This is a genomic window from Nonomuraea longispora (assembly GCF_004348345.1).
Classification (GTDB): domain Bacteria; phylum Actinomycetota; class Actinomycetes; order Streptosporangiales; family Streptosporangiaceae; genus Nonomuraea; species Nonomuraea longispora.
Genome location: NZ_SMJZ01000209.1, coordinates 1 through 15,986, shown reverse-complemented (window position 1 = coordinate 15,986; position 15,986 = coordinate 1). Strand labels below are relative to the sequence as shown.

The following is a 15,986-nucleotide window of genomic DNA, read 5'->3' as shown; positions in this document are numbered from 1 at the left end:
GGTGGATTTCGTGGTGGCGGTGGGGTCGGGGGTGTACCGGCCGGAGCAGGTGGAGGAGCGCCGGGGTTGGGTGTGTTTCGAGATCGATGAGCGGTTGGCGGTGGGTGAGCGGCCGGTGGGCTGGCGGGTCAAGTCGTTGTGGGTTCCGCGACGTGTGTGGGATCGCTTCGTGGCTGCGGTGGGTGATGAGGTGTTCGCGCGTGTGGGTCATGAGTGGGTAGGTGCCTGGCGCGAAGAGGTTCGGAAGCCATCTCTGCCGGGGGATTCGATCGGGGGGACGGCTCGGGCAGGGGTGTAGGTGCCGCTCTCGAAAAAGGGGGTGCTCCGCGCCGTCTGATGCAGGGACGAGGCTGCGTCATGGTGTGGCTGCGGAGTGCGCCCGTAGCCCCTTTTCGAGAGCGGCTCTTTCGGTGTTAGCCGGGAGGAGTCCCGGCGGTGTCCCAGAGTCGTTGACCGTTTTGCGCAGGGGCGGCCGGGGTCAGGTCATGTTGCGATGAGAGAAAGGGAACTGGGTGGACATCTTTGAGGTCGGAGAAGGGCAGCCGGGAAGGCGGTGCGGTAAGACGGGGAAATGGTCGTACGCCTCGCAGGAGGAGGCGTTACGGTGCCTGCGCAAGATCCAGGCCAACCCGGATCCGGTGAAGCAGAGCTTAGGCTACGTGCCGATCATGGTGTACAGGTGCCGGTTCGCCGACCACTGGCACCTGTCGCATAAGGGCCGGGTCGAAGGGGTGCGCAGGCGGCGGCGCAAGGGAGCCGGGGGGTACCGGTGAAGGCGCAGGACGGGAGTGCAGGCGGCGGCGCGCAGTTGCCTCACCTGATCCGGGCGCTGGGGCTGAGGTGCTTGCGGATGACGGGTGTCAGCCCGGAGTGGGCGGTGCGGGGCCGGGTCTACTCGATGACCGTGGTGAAGGATTCCCGGGTTCTGAGGTACGTGCTTTATCTGCCCGTCAACGGGCTGCGCAGGGAGTTCTATCAGCTCACGATCGACGGTGAGGAGGTGGAGGCGGGGAGTGTGGCGGAGGCTATGAGGGAGCTTGCCGGGAAGGCCGGTCAGGGCAGGCGTGCGGCGTCCGTTTCGCCGGGAACTCCGCAGCAGGTGCGTAAGGGTGTGGTCATGCGGGTCTAGGCGGGGTGCCGGGCACGGGGTCACGTGCTGGTCGGGTCGCGGGCGTGGGCGCATGGTCGACGGTGGGAGACGGTGGGAGACGGTGGGAGATGCGCCGGGTCGAGTGGGGCGGTCGAGTGTCGGCGGGTTCGGGCTGGTTCGGCGGTTCCGGCGAGGGGCGTGCCGTCCGGGCGGCGAGGGCGAGCACGGCGCTCCAGCGCCGCGCGCAGTCCCGATGGCGATCCGGCCCGGCGCGTCCCCGATGCCGGGACCGTCTAGGACCGGTACCGGCTGGCGGGGGCCCTGTTACGGTCTGGCACGTTCGCGAGGGGTTGGCTTTTGGCCACGAGCGGAGCAATGCGGCCTGTGCGCGAGCGGAGCGATGCGCGAGCGGGTGTTTCCGCCCGGCTCGGCCGGGCGGGCTTGATCTAGTAGGGAAGCTCATCACACAGGCGAAGGGGCGCACGAAGGGGCGCGGGGGCATGTGCCCGATCTCGTTCCGGGCATGCCGAGCTGATGGCACGGCGCGAGTTGTCGCAGATCACAGGCGTACTGTGGAAGGGGTACGGGGACCGATCGTCTACTTTACAGGTGATCGTGGTGACTTTTTCCGCTCAGATGGCGCAGCGTCGAAACGGTCTGGTGTTGACCTTGAGGGGTGAACTCGATGTGTCTACGAGCCCCTGCCTGCTCAACGCTGTCGGTGCTGCGCTTGCCGGAGGGTTGCCGGTCAACCTGCTCGTAGACATGAGCGGCGTGAGGTTCTGTGACTCGCATGGCCTGGAAGCGCTGCTGGAGGTGCAGGGCAGGGTGACCAGGACGGGTGGGCGCATGGAGCTGGCTCATGTAAACGGCAGGGTCCGCCGCGTCCTGGACCTGTCGGGCTTGAGTCGCGCCTTCATCATCGTGTAGCGCCAGTCAGTGCCGCCAGTTAGCTGGGGTCGCTCACCACACGCGGCGGGTCGGTGCACGAGGGTCGCCGGTGGCGTGGCTCGCGTGAGTAGGCACGCTGTGGACCGACACCGCGAAGGACACGAGAAGAAGGGACTCAAACACCGGGCGCAACGGCCGTGCGCATCGTCCCGATCCCGCCCGAACTCGTCGCCCTCCTGCGGGCCTACCTCAACGAGTTCCCGCCCGCTGCGGACGGCAGACTGTCCTACAACGGACCCGATCAAGGCTACTTCCGCGCCCGCCACTACCAGGACGGACGGCGACGTGCCCGCAAAACGGCCCTGAGCGAGGCTGAGCGCGCTTCACACGTCGCGCGGCGTCCCACGACCTTCGCCACTTCAACGCCTCCATGCTCATCCTGGCGAGCGTAGACGCAGCCCAGGTAGCGCGCAGGCTCGGCCACTCCGTCCAAACCCTGATGGCCGTCCACGTCCACTGGATCGACACCGGGGAAGACGCGACCACGCGAAGATCGAAGCAGCCCTGACGGGAAAACCGATCTCCCCCCAAGCCTGTGACCAGCGAAAACGCCAGCGAAAACGCAGCCCACGGGCCAACCAGCCGACAATTACCCCGTAGCAGCCTCAAAGCACAGGTCAGCCCCCTGATCACCCATAAACCGTGGCACTCCCTGGAGGGCCATCGGCCATCCACGGCGGGTGGCCGACCCCGACGCAGCCGTAAGGCTAAAAAGGAGAAAGATCCGGACGCTTGGGAAGAACGCCATCGCCCGAGGAGACGCCCCGCAGGCGGCGGGAGACCCAGGGCACCAGGTGTTCGCGCATCCACTGGGCGTCCTCGCGCCGGCGCGCCCGGGGGTCGACCGCGCGCTCCGGCCAGCCCTTGCGCCAGTCGTCGAACGGCACGCCCAGCACGTCGAGCACCCTCGCGGCGACCAGCCGGTGTCCGTCCTCGTTCAGGTGGAGGCGGTCGGCGCTCCACGCCCGCCAGTCGCGCAGCCCCTGCATCGACCACTGGTCGACGAGCCGGCACCCGTAGAGGTCGGCGATGGAGCGCAGGTGCAGGTAGAAGATGGCGAAGCGGCCGCGCAGGCGGCGCATCACCGGGGTGTCGCGCGGGTCGACGCCAGTGAACAGCAGCACGTCGGCGCCCCCGGCCCGAAGGTCGCGTACGGCCCGCGCGACCTGCTTGGCCATCACGTCGGGGTCGCTGCCGGGCCTGAGCAGGTCGTTGCCTCCCGCGCAGAAGCTGACCAGGTCGGGCGCCATCTCCACGGCCAGCGGCACCTGCTCGGCGACGATCTGGCCGATCAGTTTGCCGCGCACGGCCAGGTTGGCGTAGCGGAAGCCGGGGTTGTCGGTGGCGAGCCGTTCGGCCACCCGGTCGGCCCAGCCACGGTAGTGGCCGTCCGGCCCGGAATCGTTCAGCCCTTCGGTGAAACTGTCGCCGAGAGCGACGAAGGACTTGTAGTGCCTCATGAGGTCGTCTTCATCTCCGCGATAGCGTGCAGCGCAAGGACGTATGACTGTAGCCCGAAGCCCGCGATCGTGCCCGTCGCCACCCCGGCGACGACGGAGGTATGGCGAAACCCTTCCCTGGCCGCGGGGTTGGAGATGTGCACCTCCACGAGCGGGGCGGTGCGCTGGGCGATGGCGTCGCGCAGGGCGTAGGAGTAGTGGGTGAAGGCGGCGGGGTTGAGCACGACGGGGATGCGGCCGTCGCAGGCCTCGTGGATCCAGCCGATCAGCTCGGCCTCGTCGTCGGTCTGCCGCACTTCGACGTGTTCGCCGAGTTTGCGGCCGGTGTCGCGGCAGAGGGTGGCGAGGTCCTCGAACGTCTCGGCGCCGTAGACGTCGGGCTCGCGGACGCCGAGCCGGCCCAGGTTGGGGCCGTTGAGCACGAGGATCATGCGGAGATCTCCTTGTAGGCGGCTTCGAGCAGCTCTTCTGCGGGGTCTTCGAGGCGGCCGGGCCGCGCCGGCCCGTCGAGCACGACGAAGCGCTGCTTCGCTCCGCGGTTCTTCTTGTCCAGGCGCATGTGGTCGCGCAGCCGGGACCAGGCGCCCGCGTGGTAGGAGACGGGCAGGCCGACGCTCGTGAGGATCGACCTGGTGCGTTCGACGACGTCGAAGCGTCCGGAGAGCCGTGACAACTCGGCGGCGTAGACCATGCCGATGGCGACGGCTTCGCCGTGGCGGATGGTGTAGTGCTCCTCGCGCTCGATGGCGTGGGCGAGCGTGTGGCCGTAGTTGAGGATCTCGCGCAGGCCGGACTCGCGCAGGTCGGCCCCCACGACGTCGGCCTTGACCTGGATCTTGCGCTCGATGAGCTCGCGGGTGTGGGGGCCGCCGGGCGTGGTGGCGGCCTCCGGATCGGACTCGACGAGCGTGAGAATGGCGGGGTCGGCGATGAAGCCGCCCTTGATGATCTCGGCGAGGCCGGCGACGTAGTCGGCTCTGGGCATGCCGGCCAGCGTGGACAGCTCGCACAACACTCCGGCCGGTGGAAGGAACGTGCCGACGAGGTTCTTGCCCTCGGGGGTGTCGATGCCGTTCTTGCCGCCGACGGCCGCGTCGACCATGGCCAGCAGTGTCGTGGGCACGAGGACGACCTGCACGCCGCGCAGCCACGTGCCCGCCACGAACCCGGCCAGGTCGGTGGTCGCTCCCCCGCCCACGCCGACCACGGCGTCGGAGCGGGTCACGCCGTGCCGGGCGAGCGCGGACCACAGGCGGGCGGCCACGTCGACGGACTTGGCCTGCTCGCCGTCGGGCACGGGCAGGTCGGCCACCTCGTAGCCGCGTTGCGACAAGGCAGCGGTGACCGGCTTGGCCAGATCGGGCAGGCTTTCTGGGCGGATGACCGCGACGGTGCGCGCGCCCGGTTTGAGCAGTGTCGTCAGCTCGTCCTGCACGCCGGTGCCGACCACGACGTCGTAGGGGCTGTCGCCGTGTACGTGGATGCGCGTCGCGCTCATGCGGGCAGCCCTCTCACGATCTCGTCGGCGAGCTCGGCCGGCTCTCGTTTGTCGGTGACCACGGTGGTCACGGCCAGCCGCTCGTAGACCGGCCGCCGCTCCTCCATGAGCTTCTTCAGCTGGCTGCGCGGGTTGAGCACGAGCAGCGGCCTGGCCGAGCCGAGCCCGACCCGTTGCACCGCGTCGGAGAGCCCCACCTGAAGGTAGACCACGTGGTGGCCGTCGAGCAGGCCCTGGGTCTCCTCGTTGAGCACGGCGCCGCCGCCCAGGGACAGGATGCCGTCGTGCTCGGCCAGCGCCTCGCGCACGGCCTGATGCTCCAGCTCGCGGAAGCGGGCCTCGCCGTCCTCGACGAAGATGTCGGAGACGGGTTTGCCCGCCACGGCTTCGACGTCGGCGTCGGTGTCGCGGAACCCGACACCGAGCCGCTCGGCCAGCAGCCGCCCGATCGTGGTCTTGCCCGACCCGGGAGGGCCGATCAGCACGACGATGCTCGCCGGTGGCTTTGCGCTCATTTGATCACCATGGAAGAGAGGTAGCCGGACAGGTTGCGCGCGACCTCCTCGACGGAGTCGCCGCCGAACTTCTCGAGCGCCGTGTCGGCCAGCGTCAGCGCGACCATCGCCTCGGCGACGACGCCCGCGGCCGGCACGGCGCACACGTCGGAGCGCTCGTGGTGGGCCTTGGCCGCCTCGCCGGTCTTGACGTCGATGGTGGCCAGGGCCCTGGGCACCGTGGAGATCGGCTTCATCGCGGCGCTGACGCGCAGGACCTCGCCATTGGTCATGCCGCCCTCGACGCCTCCCGCGCGGTTGGTGACGCGCCTGACGCCGTCGTCCGCGGTGTATTCGATCTCGTCGTGGGCGCGCGAGCCGGGCCGCATGGCGGTCTCGAAGCCGTCGCCCACCGCGACGCCCTTGATGGCCTGGATGCCCATGAGCGCCCCGGCCAGCCGGGAGTCGAGCCTGCGGTCCCAGTGGGTGTAGCTGCCGAGGCCCGGAGGCAGGCCGTAGGCCAGCACCTCCACGACGCCGCCGAGCGTGTCGCCGTCTTTGTGCGCCTTGTCGATCACGGCGACCATCGCGGCGCTGCCCTCGGGGTCGGCGCACCTGACCGGGTCGTCGTCGATGCGGGCCTGGTCGCCCGGCCCTGGCAGCGTCTCGGCCGGGGTCCCGGCCCCGCCGATGGAGGTGACGTGGCTGACGATGTCGACGCCGAGCGCCTGCTTGAGGAAGCGCCTGGCGACCTCGCCGAGCGCGACGCGAGCCGCGGTCTCGCGGGCGCTGGCCCTGTCGAGCACCTGCCTGGCGTCGTCGAAGCCGTATTTCTGCATGCCGGCCAGGTCGGCGTGCCCGGGACGGGGGCGGGACCTCGGGGCGTTGCGGGCCAGACCCTCCAGCTCGGCCGGGTCGACCGGGTCGGCCGCCATGACCTTCTCCCATTTCGGCCACTCGGTGTTGCCGATGCGGATGGCGACGGGGCTGCCCATCGTGCGCCCGTGACGCACGCCGCCCACGATCGTCACCTGGTCCTGCTCGAACTTCATCCGCGCGCCCCGGCCGTAACCGAGCCTGCGGCGGCGCAGGGCCTCGTCGAGGGCGGCCGTGGTCACCTCGACACCGGCAGGCAGGCCTTCGAGGACGGCGACGAGTTCGGGCCCGTGGGATTCTCCGGCGGTCAACCAGCGCAACATGACTCCAAGTCTTCCATGTGCGGCCCAGTGGCCTGACCGGCGTTCACCAACCGAGACATAGCACGCTCAACGCGCCTAGCAGCATGAACGGACCGAAAGGGAACTCGGTGTCCCGGGTCCCGCGCTTCGTCACCAGGAGGGCGACGGCGTACAGCGCTCCCAGCACCTGCCCGGCAAAGGCGGCGACGACCAGCGCCTGCCAGCCCAGCGCCGCGCTCGTCATGCCGATGAGCCCGGCCAGCTTCACATCTCCCAGCCCCATCGCGTACGGCCTGGCGAACCAGAGCACGCCGTACACCAGCGCCAGCGCCGCCCCGCCGGCCAGCGCCGCCGGCAGCTCCCCCGTCGGCAGCAGCGCCAGCGCCATGACCGGGTACGCCGGAAGCGTGATCGCGTCGGGCAGCAGGCTGGTACGCCAGTCGACCACCGCCAGGGCCACCCCGATCACGGCGAAAAGCGTGTACGGCAGCCCCACCCGCCACGCGACGAGCGCGGTGACGGCGGCGCACACCACCTCGATGGCCGGCGGCCATGGGGGCGCGGGGGTGACATCGTCGTCATAGGCGTCGGCCAGTGCCCGGATGGCGCGTCCGCACAGGAGTCCGAGCAGCGCCATGAGTGCGACCACGCACAGACCCTAAACCGCCCGCCCCGCCCCCGCGGGCCGATCGCGGACCCAGGCCGCACCACCGATCGCCGCTTCGCGAGGCCCGCCCCGGCGGAGTGTCGCGGGATCCGGTTCGCCGGCATGGATGGCGGTCCGGCCCTTGCGGCCGGCCAGCCGATCACGGACACTTCCGGCGTGGACAGAGATCGGTTCGTCAGGTTCGCGGTGGTCATCGCAACTTTCGTACTCATCCCTGTCCTGCTCGAAATGCTGGCCTGGTACATCGAGGGCGAGGAGTACGACGTCGCCCGCGCGGTCACCGTGGTCTCCGTGGTGACGGGAATGGCCCTGATCGCTCTGGTCGCCGGCAGGCTGCGCGGACGGCTCCCGACCATGCTGGTCACGGCCATGACCGTGATGGCGGCCGGGGGAATCGTGCTGGGGTTCGCGGCGGGGTTCGGGCCGGTCCTGTGGAACGGGCACATGCCCGGCGAACTGCTCGGCCTGTCGATGACCGGGATCGCCGCGTTCACCCTGCTGACCGGGACGTACCTGCTGGTGCTGTTCCGGCGAGGCCTGTACGTGCCGCACCTGGAGGCGACGGCGGGCCCGTCGCCCACCACGACCAAGCGCAAGGTGATCGGCGAGTCGGAGATCCTGATCCGCACCCAGCCGGAGATCAGCGCGGCGCTGGAGAAGGCGCTCGCGAGCTGCGTCTCCCTGATCGACCAGGACGACCTGCACTTCGTGGCCTTCTTCGGCCCCGGCGGCTGCGCCTTCTACAGCGACGTGCTCGACGACGGCGACCTGCAGCACTTCTTCCACGAGACGTCGGCCGAGGAACGCAGGCTGTCCTACCTCAAGCTGGGCCGCCAGCTCGAGTGGATCGGGCAGCGGCTCGACACGCACCTCAAGCTGCTGGAAAGCGGCACGGTGATCAGGACCGTGCTGGACGTGGAGCGCGGCGCGCTGTTCCACTACTGGGTCGACCACGGCCGCTACGTCGTGGGCGTCACGCTCGACCAGCGCAAGGTCGGTGAGGCCGACGACAAGATGGCCAAGCTCGTCGACATGATCCGCGGGCACTTCACGTTGCCGCCCATCAACCAGCGCAGACGGCCCGAGCCGGGCGGGAACGTGCGCGCGCTCAGGAAAGACCAGGCGTGGCCGGAGTCGGGCTCCTGACGGGTGACGAATCAGCCGTCCCGCATGGCGTAGAACGGGTGACGTGCCCGGAGCCGGATCCGCGTGCCGGACGACGCGTGGAGGGCGTTCGTCACCTATGGGGAGGTCATGGGGAGGTCATGGGGAGGACCTGCGCCCCCACGGGAAGCGGCGACGCCTGCGGGGCGGCTCCACCCGGGCGACGGTGACGCCGCTGAGCTCGCCCACGGTGCCGGACTCGACCGCCGCGAGCGCCGCCAGCGTCTCCCCCTCGATCACGAACTGCACAGGACCGGCGACGTCCACCACGACCGCCGCCGCCCGTTCCTGCACGGCGGCCTGGCAGACCTGGAGCGCGGTGGCCTGGATGGGGCGGGCGTCCGGACGCCACCTGGCCAGCGCGCCGGCGCCGGTGAACGCGAGCACCGCGTGCCTGCCGTCCTGCCCGACGAGCTTGGGGAGGGCCATCTCGCTCTCCTTCTCCTGCCGCAGCCCGTGCGCGCCGACCTCGCTCTCGGCCAGCAGGGCGACCACGGGCACGAGCAGCCTGGCGCCACTCAGCGCGGCCAGGACCTCGGCGTCGCCGACCGTGCCGGCCTCGTAGGCGGCCAGGGCGGCGGCGACGGCGGGAGCGGCGCCACCGTCGTCGTGGGGGTCCAGAGGTTGCGGAATGCTCGGCACAACCCCCGAGACTACCCGCGCTGGAGCCTGGCGAGGATCGGGTGGACGGTGCCGCTCGGCATGCCTGTCAGCTCGCACGGTTCGAGCAGGTACCGGGCCTGTTCGGGGCAGGCGAGGAAGCGCGGAGTACCGCCGGCGTGGGCATGGTCATCCGCGGCCCGAGGTGATCAGCACCGGTCGGCGGGTGTTCGGCGACGTGCCGGTCGAGATCCGCAACGAGGCCCGGGTGCACCTGTGGTACGAGGAGCGGTTCGGCGTGCCGTGCCCGCCGTACGACAGCACCGAGGACGCGATCGCCTCCTTCCCCGCCACGACGTGCGCGCTGGGCGCCCGGATCACGCCGGCGGGCGAGTGGCGACTGTACGCCCCCTACGGCGTGGCCGACGCCTTCGACCTGCGCCTGCGTCCCAACCCGAGGCAGGCGCCCCGGCAGGTGTACGAAGCCAAGGTCGCCCGCTGGACCAGGGACTGGCCCGAACTCACCGCCCTCCCCTGGCCCTGACGGCACCGGCCGCGGCCGGCCACGCCGGCCCCGTACCGCGCGAACGGATTCCCGGGTCACGTCGCGGCGACCGGTCACGGGCTGGTTGAACCACGGCGCAGGGCCGGCGGTGCGCTCCGTGACGGCGGCCGGCCGGTGAAGGGTCAGAGTGCGTTCCCCTGGAGGGCCCTCAGCCACCTGCCGCGGGTGGCTGGGCCCGGCGAAGCCGTAAAGTCTGACAGAACATCAATCATGGACGGAGATGGCGGCGACGGGACCACCTCCGGAGGGGCCCTGGTGGACGGCGGCCACGGAGACGAAGACGGCCGGGTCGCCCGTGACCGAGGCCGCGACTCCGCCCACGGTCGCCTTGATCTGCCGGTGCCAGTGCACGTCGGAGTCGTCCAGCATGATGTTGCGCCGCCCGCGCACCCGCCCTGAGGGGTCGGCCTCGCACTTCATGAACACGTTCACCAGCCGCCCGCCGAGGTCGGACGGGCGGGGGCGTTCGGGCAGCGGCAGCCCGGAGTCCCTGATGGCCTCCCAGATGCCGTCGGCGTCGAGGGCGTCCTTCATGACGCTGTGGCCGATGCGGTAACGGCCGCCGATCCCGCGTACGTTCCCCACCAGCACGATCTGGGCCCGGTCGAGTTCCACGCCCGACGAGCAGGAGGCCACCGACGAGTAGAGCGACAGGTCCTTGTGGATCTGGTCGGCGCTCGGCATGTCGATCTCGCCGAGCGCGACGGCGATGCCGAGGGCGGTGGTGGAGTTGGACAGGTCCATGGAGGGGCCGGTCTCCTCGATGGCGGTGTCCTGGCCGCGGCTCTTGGCGTCGGTGATGGTGGCGAGGGTGAGCAGCGGCGTCTTGGTCTGTACGTAGTGGACGTCGCGCGGGTCGTCGATGCCGGCGATCTTCATGGCCTCGCGCACGCCGGCGGCCACCTTCTCCACCATGGCGGGCCTGCCGATGTCCTCGGGGAGGATCACGTCGCTCATCGCCACGCCCACCGACAGCCGTGGCTCGTCGGAAGGGGGCGCGTCGGCCGTGGTGGCGAAGACGGTGGCGTGCGGGCTGAGCACTCCGTCGGTGCCGCCCGACCAGACCAGCGGCACGTTGTCCGGCGCCGGATGGCCGTGTTCGGCGAGCACCTCGCGGAAGGCCCGGTCGGCGAGGATGCGCGTGTAGTCGTTGACGCCGCCGTTGCCCTCGGTCTTGCCGATGACGGCGAGCACCCGGCCGGCTTCGATCACCCCGTCGGCGATGAGCCGTGACAGCCCCGAGGCGTCGGTGACGCTCTCGATGGGCACCTTGCGCACTTCTATCGGGTCCGGCATGCGAAGCCCCTTCTTCCCGGTCCTTTCCCCCTGTCCTGGCGACGCTAGCCGAGCCGGTCAGCGGGGTTCATGGTCAATGTCTGCCCAGGAACGCCGCGGACGATGTCAACCTGCGCTGAGCGGCGGCGGTAGGGTCGCGCATGTGATTCGCGAAGCCCACGTCAACGGGATCAAGCTCGTCTACCGGGAGGAAGGCGATCCCTCCGCTCCCGCGCTCCTGCTGCTCCATGGACGCACCGCCGACCACAACGACTGGAACGGCATCACCCAGCATTTCGCCGCCCGCTATCACGTTCTGGCGCCCGACCTGCGCGGGCACGGCGCGAGTGAGCGTCCCGGCGAATACGCGGTTCCCGCCATGGCCGACGACGTCGCCGCGCTGCTCGACGACCTGGGCATCGAACGCGCCACGGTGGTGGGGCACTCGCTCGGCGGCATCGTGGCCTACCTGCTGGCCATGGGCCGTCCCGAGCGGGTGGAGCGGCTGGTGCTGGAGGATCCGCCGCAGCCGTACCCGATCGGCAACCGCCCGCCGATCGTGGAGGACGGGTCGACGGCGTTCGACTGGCGGATGGTGCACCAGACGGAGCGGCAGCTCGTCGCCCCCGACCCCGCCTGGCGGGAGGGGCTGGCGCGGATCACGGCGCCGACGCTGGTGGTGTCGGGCGGGGCGGCGAGCCACCTTCGCGCGCAGGATGTGGCGGCGCTGATCCCGGGGGCCGAGCTGGTGACGATCGAGGTGGGTCACCTGATCCACGTCACCGCGCGCCGCGCGTTCCTGCGTGCGGTGGACGAATTCCTGAACGGCGCGGCCGCGGCTTCCTGATCGCCTGGCCGCTGCTCGGCTCGATCACCACGGGCTCCCTGATCGTCGGGCCGGCTCCCGACTAAACACACCTGGCCGGGGCAAACGTGACATTGTGCCGAAGATCCGCCAAGGTGGAGAGGTGCGGACGAAGCTCAGCGATCATGTGAAGGAACGGCTGAGCACGTTCGGCCTCATGGCGCCGTCCATCGCGCAGTGCGCGCTCGGCGCCGCGCTCGCCTGGCTCGTCGCCATCGAAGTGCTCGGCCATCCGCGGCCCATCTTCGCGCCGATCTCGGTGCTCATCTGCGTCGGCGTGGGGCTCGGCCAGCGCCTGCGCCGCCTGATCGAGATGGTCGTCGGAGTCAGCCTGGGCGTCGGCGTGGGCGACCTGCTGGTGTCCTGGATCGGCTCGGGCGCCTGGCAGCTCGCGCTGGTGGTGGCGCTGGCGATGGCCGTAGCGGCACTGCTCAACAGCGGGGCGCTCTTCGTTGCGCAGGCCGGATCATCGGCCGTGCTGGTGGCCACGCTGGTTCCCGGCGATGGCGTGGGCGGCCTGGACCGCATGGCCGACGCGCTCACCGGCGGCATCATCGGGATCGCGGCGGTCGCGCTGCTGCCCGCGAGCCCGTTCATGATCGCCGCCAAGCACCTTTCCGGGGTGCTGGACGCCCTGTCGACGATGCTGGAGGAGGCCGCGGCGGCGATCGAGAAGCGGGACGTGGACCTGGCCGCCGAGGCACTGGAGGAGGCGCGCCACACGCAAGGGGCCGTGGAGGAGTTCGAGGCGGCCCTGAAGACCAGCAAGGAGATCGCCATGATCTCGCCGGTGCACTGGCACCGGCGGGCCCGGCTGGCCCGCTACGAGACCGCGGCCGTGCCGGTGGACCTGGCGCTGCGGAACGCGCGGGTGCTGATCAGGCGCACGCTGGCCTCACTCGGGGAGGTCAGCCCTCCCCCGGCCGCGCTGGCCGAGGCCATGCGGGAGGTGTCGGAGGCGGCGCTACTGCTGCAACTGGAGCTGGGGGCGGGCCGCGAGCCGACGCTGGCGCGCCAGGCGCTGCTCGCCGTCGCGGCCAGGGAGAGGCCCCCGCAGCTCGGGTTCTCCGCCCACGTCATCATCGCGCAGCTGCGGTCGGTGGTGGTCGATCTGCTGCAGGCGACGGGGATGGACAACGAGGAGGCGACGGCCGCGCTCACCCCGCTGGACGAGCCGAGCGGCGGCGGCCCCCGCGGTCAGTGACCACCCGTCGGCACGAACGCACGCAGCACGTCGGCGATCTCGCCGGCCTCGGTGAGCTTGCCCGAGGCGACGGCGATGACGAGGTCGTAGGCCTCGTCATCATCGGCCGGATCGAGCTCGATGCCGTTGCGGGTCAGGAAGACATAGGTGAGCAGCCAGCCTGTCCGCTTGTTGCCGTCGACGAAGGGATGGTTGGCGAGGATCGAGTGGAGCAGGGCGGCGGCCTTCACCAGCACATCGGGGTAGGCGTCACAGCCGAAGAGCGACGTGCGCGGCCGCAGGAGTGCCGCCTCGATCAGCCCGAGATCCCGCACCTCGACCGGGCCGCCCACCGCGATCCTCGCCACGCGCAGTGCCTGCTCCAGGCTGATGTATCGGGTCACTCGCCGAGCCTTCGCAGCAGGTCGGAGAAGCGCTCGGCTCCCTTGCGCGCGAGGTCCTCGGTGATCTCGTCTTCCGAGGCTCGCTCCAGATAGTCGTCAATCGCACGCAAAACGACCTGCTGCATGCTGCGCCCCTCGGCGTCCGCGCGCTTGCGGAGGGCTTCGGTCTGCTGGTCGCTGAGGCGAAGGGTCATGGCCATGCCCCTCATCGTAGGCTCGCAGGCCGAGGAGTGGTATCATCGCGATACCGTAATCTCATCCCCGTGCAATCGCGCGATGACACATACGGTGGGCGCGTCAGGACGACAGGCGCTTGAGCCGGGTCACCGCCTCTTCGATGACCTCGTCCTTCTTGCAGAAGGCGAACCGTACGAAGTGCCGCCCGCGTTCGGGATGGTCGTAGAAGACCTGCGTCGGGATCGCCACCACCCCGGCGAGGTCCGGGAGCCGGCGCGTCAGCTCCAGGCCGTCGTCGAAGCCCAGCGGCCGGATGTCGGTCTGCACGAAGTAGGTGCCCGCGGGCTTGAGCACGGACAAGCCCGCCGCCGCCAGGCCCTCCATGAGCCGGTCGCGTTTGTCCTGCAGCCCCGCCCGCAGCGCGGCCACCCACTCCAGCTCGTGCCGCAGCGCGTACGCCACCGCCAGCTGCCACGGGGCGCTCGACGTGAACGTCAGGAACTGCTTGACCGTCTGCACCGCCGTGACCAGGCCGGGCGGCGCGCACACCCAGCCGGTCTTCCAGCCGGTGACCGAGAACGTCTTGCCCGCCGACGAGATCATCACCGTGCGCTCCCGCATGCCGGGCAGCGTGGCGAGGGGAATGTGCTCGACCTCGTCGAAGGTCAGGTGCTCGTACACCTCGTCCGTCACGGCGATCAGCCCGCGCTCCTGGCACAGCTCCGCGATGACGGTCAGCTCTTCCCTGGTGAACACCGTGCCGGTGGGGTTGTGCGGTGAGTTGACCAGGACGGCCCGGGTGCGCGGCGTGACGGCGGCGCGCAGCTCGTCGGGGTCGAACGTGAAGCGGCCGTCCCGGGGCCGCATCGTCACGGCCACCAGCCGGGCCTGGGCCAGCGCGATGGAGGCGGCGTAGGAGTCGTAGTAGGGCTCGAACGCGATCACCTCGTCGCCCGGCTCGCACAGCGCCAGCACGCTCGCCGCGACCGCCTCGGTGGCGCCCACGGTGACCAGGATCTCCCCCGCCGGGTCGTAGGAGAGGCCGTAGTGGGCCGCGCGGTGCTCGGAGATCGCCTGCCGCAGGTCGAGCACGCCGGGCCCTGGTGGGTACTGGTTGGCGCCCGCGCCGATCGCCTCGACCGCGCGGTCGAGCATCGCGGCGGGCCCGTCGGTGTCGGGAAAGCCCTGGCCGAGGTTGATCGATCCGGTCCGCACGGCCAGCGCGCTCATCTCAGCGAAAATCGTCGTGCCGAAGGCGCGCATCCTGGAAACAAGTGGTTCGGTCACGTGCCCACACTATTAGTCTCGTACCGTGATCTCTCGGGTCGTGCTCGCCCTCGCCCTCACGGCGACCCCCTCCATGACGCCCGGCATGACCCCCGCCGCGCCGCCCGGAGTGGCCGCGCGGCACCCGTGCCCGGTCGCCATGCCGCCCCGCACGACCTGCGCTTTCCTGGAGGTCCCCGAGCGGAGGGACGTGCCGGGCCGCACGATCAAGGTGGCGTACGCCGTGCGCGTGGCCGGCGGCGGCGACCGCGGAAACGATCCGGTGGTCTTCATGGGCGGAGGGCCGGGGTCGGCGTCGTTGGAGACGATGGCCGTGCTGAGCGCGATGTTCCCCGATCGCGACGTGGTGACGGCCGAGCAGCGCGGCGGCCTGCGCTCCGAGCCCTCGCTGGGCTGCCCGGAGACCGCGCAGGCGCTGCTCGGGCGGTTGCGGCGGCCTCCAGCCGATGTGGGCGCCGCCGCCGTACGGTGCCGCGAACGGCTTCAGGAGCAGGGCGTCGACCTGCGGGGTTACCGCATGCGGGAGATGGCGGCCGACGTGGTGGCCCTGCGCGAGGAGCTCGGGTACGACGCGTGGCACCTGTTCGGGGTCGGTCATTCGACCAGGGTCATGGCGGCCGTGGCCGCGGCCGACCCGGGCGGCGTGCGCTCGATGGTGCTCGACTCGTTCCGGCCCCCGGGCGTGGCCCGCCACGACGGCGCCGACCGCGACCTCGGCGGCGCGCTGGCGCGGTTGGGGGTCGCGGAGCGGTTCGCGGCCGTGCGGGCCCGGCTGAACGCCTCCCCGGCCCGGGTGCCCACGACGGATCCGGTGACCGGGCGGGCTTTCACGGCCGAGGTGACCGGCGACGACCTGGCCGCGATCATGTCGGGGGCGCTGCGCGGGGCGGACGTGGCGGCGGTGGCGCCCGCGCTGGTCGGCGGGCTCGCCGAGGGGCGTGACGAGCTGCTGCGGCCGCTGGTCGACGCCGCGGGCGAGCGGATGGCGGCGCGCGTCTGGGGGCTGTATCACGCGGTGCAGTGCCAGGACGAGGTCCCGTTCAACACCTTCACCCCAAAATCCCGACTTTTCACCATAAATGCGGATAAAGCGGTGTGCGATGCTTGGCAGGTGCCCAGGTCAGAGCC

General features: G+C 70.9%; 20 protein-coding genes. 9 read left to right on the top strand and 11 right to left on the bottom strand.

All coding sequences use genetic code 11. The annotated features are described in order from the left end of the window. The 4 genes from E1267_RS45965 to E1267_RS36390 form a co-directional block, all read left to right on the top strand. Window positions 1-298: hypothetical protein (locus E1267_RS45965; RefSeq protein ID WP_220449843.1), on the top strand; the 298-nt coding region annotated here is incomplete at its 5' end. Between the two features lie 214 nt (window positions 299-512). Next, the gene (locus E1267_RS36400) at window positions 513-773 is read left to right on the top strand and encodes a hypothetical protein (RefSeq protein WP_132339627.1); all 261 of its coding nucleotides are present in this window, start codon (window positions 513-515) and stop codon (window positions 771-773) included. A 77-nt stretch (window positions 774-850) separates the two neighbouring features. Continuing rightward, on the top strand, window positions 851-1,129 hold the full coding sequence (locus E1267_RS36395) for a hypothetical protein (RefSeq protein WP_132339625.1): 279 nt from the start codon (window positions 851-853) through the stop codon (window positions 1,127-1,129). 570 nt (window positions 1,130-1,699) lie between these two features. Then, window positions 1,700-2,020: an STAS domain-containing protein gene (locus tag E1267_RS36390; RefSeq protein WP_165959996.1), complete on the top strand. Its 321-nt coding sequence runs from the start codon at window positions 1,700-1,702 to the stop codon at window positions 2,018-2,020. Window positions 2,021-2,748: 728 nt separating this feature from the next. Here E1267_RS36390 and E1267_RS36385 read toward each other — a convergent pair. From E1267_RS36385 to E1267_RS36360, 6 genes are read right to left on the bottom strand one after another with little or no spacing between them, the layout of a single operon-like run. Further along, the gene (locus E1267_RS36385; protein WP_132339621.1) at window positions 2,749-3,501 is read right to left on the bottom strand and encodes an SGNH/GDSL hydrolase family protein; all 753 of its coding nucleotides are present in this window, start codon (window positions 3,499-3,501) and stop codon (window positions 2,749-2,751) included. Continuing rightward, window positions 3,498-3,932: a type II 3-dehydroquinate dehydratase gene (aroQ, locus tag E1267_RS36380; protein WP_132339619.1), complete on the bottom strand. Its 435-nt coding sequence runs from the start codon at window positions 3,930-3,932 to the stop codon at window positions 3,498-3,500. Before aroQ ends, E1267_RS36385 begins: the two co-directional genes overlap by 4 nt. Next, on the bottom strand, window positions 3,929-4,999 hold the full coding sequence (gene aroB / locus E1267_RS36375) for a 3-dehydroquinate synthase (protein ID WP_132339617.1): 1,071 nt from the start codon (window positions 4,997-4,999) through the stop codon (window positions 3,929-3,931). The genes aroQ and aroB overlap by 4 nt, the downstream gene beginning before the upstream one ends. Further along, window positions 4,996-5,514, bottom strand: coding sequence for a shikimate kinase (locus tag E1267_RS36370; RefSeq protein WP_132339615.1), 519 nt, complete (start codon window positions 5,512-5,514; stop codon window positions 4,996-4,998). Before E1267_RS36370 ends, aroB begins: the two co-directional genes overlap by 4 nt. Beyond that, window positions 5,511-6,692, bottom strand: a complete 1,182-nt coding sequence (gene aroC, locus E1267_RS36365; protein ID WP_132339613.1) for a chorismate synthase — start codon at window positions 6,690-6,692, stop codon at window positions 5,511-5,513. Before aroC ends, E1267_RS36370 begins: the two co-directional genes overlap by 4 nt. Window positions 6,693-6,735: 43 nt before the next feature. Beyond that, a complete protein-coding gene (locus E1267_RS36360) occupies window positions 6,736-7,320 on the bottom strand; it encodes a prepilin peptidase (protein ID WP_132339611.1) in 585 nt (194 codons plus the stop codon). Window positions 7,321-7,494: 174 nt separating this feature from the next. Here E1267_RS36360 and E1267_RS36355 point away from each other — a divergent pair, with 174 nt between their 5' ends. Further along, a complete protein-coding gene (locus E1267_RS36355; protein WP_132339609.1) occupies window positions 7,495-8,484 on the top strand; it encodes a hypothetical protein in 990 nt (329 codons plus the stop codon). A 117-nt stretch (window positions 8,485-8,601) separates the two neighbouring features. Here the strand turns inward: E1267_RS36355 and E1267_RS36350 are convergent, their stop codons facing one another. Continuing rightward, on the bottom strand, window positions 8,602-9,144 hold the full coding sequence (locus E1267_RS36350; protein WP_132339607.1) for an SseB family protein: 543 nt from the start codon (window positions 9,142-9,144) through the stop codon (window positions 8,602-8,604). Window positions 9,145-9,307: 163 nt separating this feature from the next. Between E1267_RS36350 and E1267_RS36345 the strand changes: the two genes are divergently transcribed. After that, window positions 9,308-9,646: a nucleotidyltransferase family protein gene (locus E1267_RS36345; RefSeq protein WP_246064480.1), complete on the top strand. Its 339-nt coding sequence runs from the start codon at window positions 9,308-9,310 to the stop codon at window positions 9,644-9,646. 225 nt (window positions 9,647-9,871) lie between these two features. Here E1267_RS36345 and bar read toward each other — a convergent pair whose 3' ends face one another. Next, a complete protein-coding gene (gene bar, locus E1267_RS36340; RefSeq protein WP_132339605.1) occupies window positions 9,872-10,963 on the bottom strand; it encodes a barbiturase in 1,092 nt (363 codons plus the stop codon). Between the two features lie 142 nt (window positions 10,964-11,105). Here bar and E1267_RS36335 point away from each other — a divergent pair, with 142 nt between their 5' ends. Together E1267_RS36335 and E1267_RS36330 are read left to right on the top strand one after the other, a co-directional pair. Further along, window positions 11,106-11,789, top strand: coding sequence for an alpha/beta fold hydrolase (locus tag E1267_RS36335; protein ID WP_220449842.1), 684 nt, complete (start codon window positions 11,106-11,108; stop codon window positions 11,787-11,789). Window positions 11,790-11,910: 121 nt separating this feature from the next. Next, window positions 11,911-13,011 (top strand): FUSC family protein, encoded by a 1,101-nt coding sequence (locus E1267_RS36330; protein WP_132339601.1) that lies wholly within the window; start codon window positions 11,911-11,913, stop codon window positions 13,009-13,011. On the opposite strand, the gene E1267_RS36325 is transcribed toward E1267_RS36330, so the two are convergent. From E1267_RS36325 to E1267_RS36315, 3 genes are all read right to left on the bottom strand, one after another. Beyond that, on the bottom strand, window positions 13,005-13,394 hold the full coding sequence (locus tag E1267_RS36325) for a type II toxin-antitoxin system death-on-curing family toxin (protein ID WP_132339599.1): 390 nt from the start codon (window positions 13,392-13,394) through the stop codon (window positions 13,005-13,007). The two genes, E1267_RS36330 and E1267_RS36325, sit on opposite strands and share 7 nt — an antisense overlap. Continuing rightward, window positions 13,391-13,594, bottom strand: a complete 204-nt coding sequence (locus E1267_RS36320; protein ID WP_246064479.1) for a ribbon-helix-helix protein, CopG family — start codon at window positions 13,592-13,594, stop codon at window positions 13,391-13,393. The genes E1267_RS36325 and E1267_RS36320 overlap by 4 nt, the downstream gene beginning before the upstream one ends. Window positions 13,595-13,691: 97 nt before the next feature. Continuing rightward, a complete protein-coding gene (locus E1267_RS36315; RefSeq protein ID WP_132339597.1) occupies window positions 13,692-14,858 on the bottom strand; it encodes a pyridoxal phosphate-dependent aminotransferase in 1,167 nt (388 codons plus the stop codon). 25 nt (window positions 14,859-14,883) lie between these two features. On the opposite strand from E1267_RS36315, the gene E1267_RS36310 reads away from it, so the two are divergent. After that, on the top strand, window positions 14,884-15,986 hold a 1,103-nt coding region (locus E1267_RS36310; protein WP_132339595.1), incomplete at its 3' end, for an alpha/beta fold hydrolase.